This is a genomic window from Flavobacterium jejuense, from assembly GCF_006491595.2.
Classification (GTDB): domain Bacteria; phylum Bacteroidota; class Bacteroidia; order Flavobacteriales; family Flavobacteriaceae; genus Flavobacterium; species Flavobacterium jejuense.
In genome coordinates this window covers 1-2,137 of the sequence record NZ_VEVQ02000035.1, presented here as the reverse complement: position 1 = coordinate 2,137, position 2,137 = coordinate 1, and the positions used below count along the sequence as shown (strand labels likewise).

Sequence of the window (2,137 nt, the reverse complement as noted above, 5' to 3'; positions counted from 1 at the left end):
ACAAATTGCAAGAGCAAATACTGGTTGGACGGCAGAAAATGGTTTTACAACTGACCCAAATCCTACTTCGAATGTTCCTGTAAATTATAGCACAGCAAATTTATTGAACTATACTTGGCCTAATCAATATACAGAAACACAAAACTTACCTATTTCTGGAAATACCTACTATTGGACGGTCAGACTTTGGAGTTCAGCAACAGGTTCTTCAAAATATACTCCTGTCAGAAGTTTTACTTTAAATGGAAGTACTGCTCGTTTATCAGTTGAAAATGATACTATTTTGGTGTATCCAAATCCAAGTAATGGTGAATTAAACCTAAGTTATGAAGCAATTTCTAAAGAAACAGAAGTAAATATCTATGATATTTCTGGAAATAGTGTCTTTACAAAAAAATACCATACTGAAATAGGTACAAACAATATAAAAGAAAATATAACCTTAAAAAATGGTAATTATTTCTTGCTAGTCGTTGATGGCGAAAAAATTATAAAACAAAACATTAGCGTGACAAACAAATAAAAAACAAACATTATGAAAAAAAATCTAATTATTATTCTATTAGCATTAATCCAATTTAGTGCTTATTCTCAAGACGAAAAAAGCTATGAACGATTAATGGCTTTACCAATTAAAAAAGAAATTAAAAAGAATGGTGATGTTTATTTACAAGGCGATTTCACACAAATAATTACAGGCACAACAAATAAAAAAGAAATACTAGAAGAAACTTTAGAAGTTTTAGAAATTGCTAATGCACCACATCCAAGCGTTGGAACAATTAAAAAATATTTGAAAGAAGCTTCTAAAGAATTTAATGTACCATTTCCTATAATTGATGCTATTGCCAAAACATACAACAACTATTGTATGATAGGTCCTTCTGAATATGGTTCTTATGGAATTATGGGTTTAGTTGAAAGTGAGTACAGTAACAATCTTTCTCTTTCAGCCAAACTTATTAATGCAAAAGAAGACGAAGTAAAATCTAATCCACGTCAAAACATTAGAGCAGCTGCAGCACTTTTAGCCTATTATGGAAAAGGAATAAAAAACTCTATTGACTTAATGGAATGGTTTGAAGCTGTAAAAGAATTTACAGGATTAAATGATGCTTTTACAAAAGAAATGCAAGCTATAGATTATTATAAAGTAATGAATAATGGGCGTAACACCATTACATTATGGAAAGAAAATGCAGAAATAAAACCCATTAACAATCTTAAAATAAGTGAATTAATTAACAATTATGAAACAAAATTAGAATCAAAAAACAATCTTAATCGAGGAGCAACAACTGGAACAGTAGATTATCCTTCAGCAATAGGTGCTTTTACAAATTGTAATTTTTCTGGAAGAGGAGGAAGAGATATTGATACTTGGGTAAATCATTATATCGCAGTTGGAACAGTTGCAGGTGCTATATCTCACTTTAGAAATTGCAATGCAGGTGCAAGTGCACATTTTATTATTGCTGTAGATGGGAAAGTGTATCAATCTGTTAAAGTAGCAAGTAAAGCTTGGCATGCAGGAGCTAGTGGGCAACCAAACAATGAACGCTCAATAGGAACTGAGCACGATGTTACTACTTCAACTCCATCTAATTGGAACAACACTACAATGCTAAAAGCATCAACTGATTTAGCACGTTATTATTGTAATAAGTATGCCATTCCAAAAACTCGTTCTTTACCTGGAATAAGAGGTCATAAAGAAATGCCTGGAACTAGTACCGATTGCCCCTATACCATTCCATGGACAACATGGATGAATATGTTGAATAACAATACTCCACCACCTACAAGCAACACACCTGTTCCGGCTTCACCTGCAAATGGAGCAACTAACTTATTATTACCTATCAACTTTACCTATACTTCTCCTGTTAACGCAGGTGCTTTTAGAATACAAGTTTCAACTTCAAATTCTGGATGGACAGCTGCTAATGGTTTTACATCAAATACAGATCCAAATACCACTGTAGTCGTAAATGCAAGTATTAACACTAATAATTATTATTGGAATGAAACCGCATTAGGTAGTTTTGAAGGACCAAAAGCTGGAAAAACATACTATTACACTATTAGAAGTTGGGACGCTACAACAGGAACTTCAAACTATTCTGCTGTTAGGACC

2 protein-coding genes are annotated in these 2,137 nt (G+C 32.6%); both read left to right on the top strand.

Going from position 1 to position 2,137, the window contains the following annotated elements; translation table 11 throughout:
* The coding region (locus tag FIA58_RS21060) for a T9SS type A sorting domain-containing protein (protein WP_140964667.1) at positions 1 to 523 on the top strand (523 nt) is incomplete at its 5' end.
* 12 nt (positions 524 to 535) lie between these two features.
* A partial coding sequence (locus FIA58_RS21055) for an N-acetylmuramoyl-L-alanine amidase (protein WP_140964666.1) occupies positions 536 to 2,137 on the top strand: 1,602 nt, incomplete at its 3' end.